The sequence below is a fragment of the Escherichia sp. AM3 genome (assembly GCF_032029835.1).
Classification (GTDB): Bacteria; Pseudomonadota; Gammaproteobacteria; order Enterobacterales; family Enterobacteriaceae; genus Escherichia; species Escherichia coli.
Genome location: NZ_JAVUPQ010001163.1, coordinates 1 through 251 on the forward strand (window position 1 = coordinate 1; position 251 = coordinate 251).

Below are 251 nucleotides of genomic sequence, written 5' to 3' on the forward strand. Positions count from 1 at the left end.
TCTGCGGCCAACCTAATCAGGATCTCAGTCGAGAGAATGCTGACAGCGATTGGTATTCCTGAACATAACGATAAGCAGAAACGCATTAATCTTCATCAACGTATCGAACTGCTCGACGGGCAATATCTCATCTACAAGAACACACTGATGGCCATTAAATTCCTGGGTAACGCCGGCAGCCATACCTATGATGAAGTGACAACCGGCGATATCGAAGCGGCATTCGAGATTATGGAGTATGTCGTGAATGA

General features: G+C 46.2%; 1 protein-coding gene. It reads left to right on the forward strand.

The features are described from left to right. Positions 1-36 precede the first annotated feature (36 nt). Positions 37-251 (forward strand): DUF4145 domain-containing protein (locus RTW80_RS30160; protein ID WP_312721856.1); only part of this gene is annotated, 215 nt, incomplete at its 3' end.